Origin of the sequence: Amycolatopsis kentuckyensis, assembly GCF_002155975.1 — a bacterium.
GTDB lineage: Bacteria > Actinomycetota > Actinomycetes > Mycobacteriales > Pseudonocardiaceae > Amycolatopsis > Amycolatopsis kentuckyensis.
Window position 1 is genome coordinate 1 of record NZ_MUMI01000833.1, and the last position, 1,585, is coordinate 1,585.

Annotated in this window: 3 protein-coding genes; 1 reads left to right on the top strand and 2 read right to left on the bottom strand. The window is 71.1% G+C overall.

The window, feature by feature from the left end:
• Window positions 1–302, bottom strand: a 302-nt coding sequence (locus CCN39_RS48460; RefSeq protein ID WP_143264497.1) for an RNB domain-containing ribonuclease, incomplete at its 3' end; no start/stop codon positions are given.
• 125 nt (window positions 303–427) lie between these two features.
• Here CCN39_RS48460 and CCN39_RS48465 point away from each other — a divergent pair.
• On the top strand, window positions 428–1,372 hold the full coding sequence (locus CCN39_RS48465) for an ATP-binding protein (protein WP_086853974.1): 945 nt from the start codon (window positions 428–430) through the stop codon (window positions 1,370–1,372).
• On the opposite strand, the gene CCN39_RS48470 is transcribed toward CCN39_RS48465, so the two are convergent.
• The gene (locus tag CCN39_RS48470; protein ID WP_086853975.1) at window positions 1,369–1,554 is read right to left on the bottom strand and encodes a hypothetical protein; all 186 of its coding nucleotides are present in this window, start codon (window positions 1,552–1,554) and stop codon (window positions 1,369–1,371) included. The two genes, CCN39_RS48465 and CCN39_RS48470, sit on opposite strands and share 4 nt — an antisense overlap.
• Window positions 1,555–1,585: the final 31 nt, after the last annotated feature.

The following is a 1,585-nucleotide window of genomic DNA, read 5'->3' on the forward strand; positions in this document are numbered from 1 at the left end:
CGCCGGTGCTGTCCGAAGGCGCGGCGAGCCTGCTGCCCGGCGAGGTCGGCGATGGCGTAGTGGACGCGGAAGCCGTGCGCGGTCTTCTCGACCACCATGGCCTGGTCCAGGTCCTTGGACCCGGGCGGGTCGATGGTGACGAACGGCAGGTCCGTCGCGTCCTCGCGGGGGCCGGCGCTGGCCAGCGGGTCGAGCACCGCCGCCTCCGCCTCGGCCAGCACCTCGGGCCCGAACGACTCCGGCAGCGAAAACTCGGCACGCAGGGGGCCGAAGTCCCCGCCCGCCGAGTGTGTCCTGATCACGAGGGGAGGCACCCCCCAACCCTAACCCGCTCCGGGCCCGGAGATCGCCCGATCGGGCGCGGGCCGGTCGGGTGTACGTTGCCCGGGCATAATGAAAACCGTCATCATTGCCAGGAGGGGATACCGTGAAGATCGCGTTCGTCGGCAAGGGCGGCAGCGGCAAGACCACGCTGTCGTCGCTGTTCGTGGCCTACCTCGCCGACGCCGGGCTGCCGGTGCTCGCCATCGACGCCGACATCAACCAGCACCTGGCGGTGGCGCTCGGCGCGACCGAGGAGGAAGCGCTCGCCTGGCCGACGCTGGGTGACAACATGGCGCTGATCAAGGACTACCTGCGCGGCGACAACCCGCGGATCCCGGACGCGGCGTCGATGATCAAGACCACCCCGCCGGGCCGCGGCTCACGGCTGGTCCGGCCGTTCGAGGACAACCCGGTCTTCGCGGCGTGCTTCCGGCAGCTGGGCGGCGTGCGGCTGGGCGTCACCGGCCAGTTCGACGAGGACGACCTCGGCGTCAAGTGCTACCACTCGAAGGTGGGAGCGGCGGAGCTGCTGCTCAACCACATGGTCGACGTCGACGGCGAGTACGTCGTGATGGACATGACGGCGGGGGCGGACGCGTTCGCGTCGGGGCTGTTCACCCGGTTCGACGTGACGTTCCTGGTGTGCGAGCCGACGGTCCGCAGTGTGGGCGTGTACCGCCAGTACGCGGACTACGCCCGCGACTTCGGCGTCCGGCTCGTGGTGGTGGGCAACAAGGTGACGGACGCGGAGGACGTCGAGTTCCTGCAGGACCAGGTCGGCTCGGCACTGCTGGGCTGGCTGTCGGCATCAGGGCACGTACGGGCGGCCGAGCGCGGAACGGCCCGCCCGATCGCCGAGCTCGAACCGGCCAACCTTTCGACGTTGCACGCGATGCGCGAGGCGGTCGACGCGGAGCAGCGCGACTGGGCCCGCTACCAGCGCCAGGCGGTCGAGTTCCACCTGCGCAACGCGGCGGCCTGGGCCGGCGCCGACCTCGCCGCGCAGGTGGACCCGGAGTTCGTGCTGAGCCCGCGGCTGACGGTCTAGTCTTCGTCCTCCGCATCGGCCCGCCGGGTGCGCTCCCGGGCAATCTCGAGGGCGCGCCGGGCGGTGGCCTCGTCGGGGTACGGGCCGAGCAGGTCGATCCCGCGGCTGCGTTCGAGGTGCTCGACCTGGTGGGTGCGGGTGTTGTAGTACCACCCCTGATCCGGGTTCGCGTCTTTGGCCATGGTCCTAGGTTCGCACCCACCAGGTCGAGCA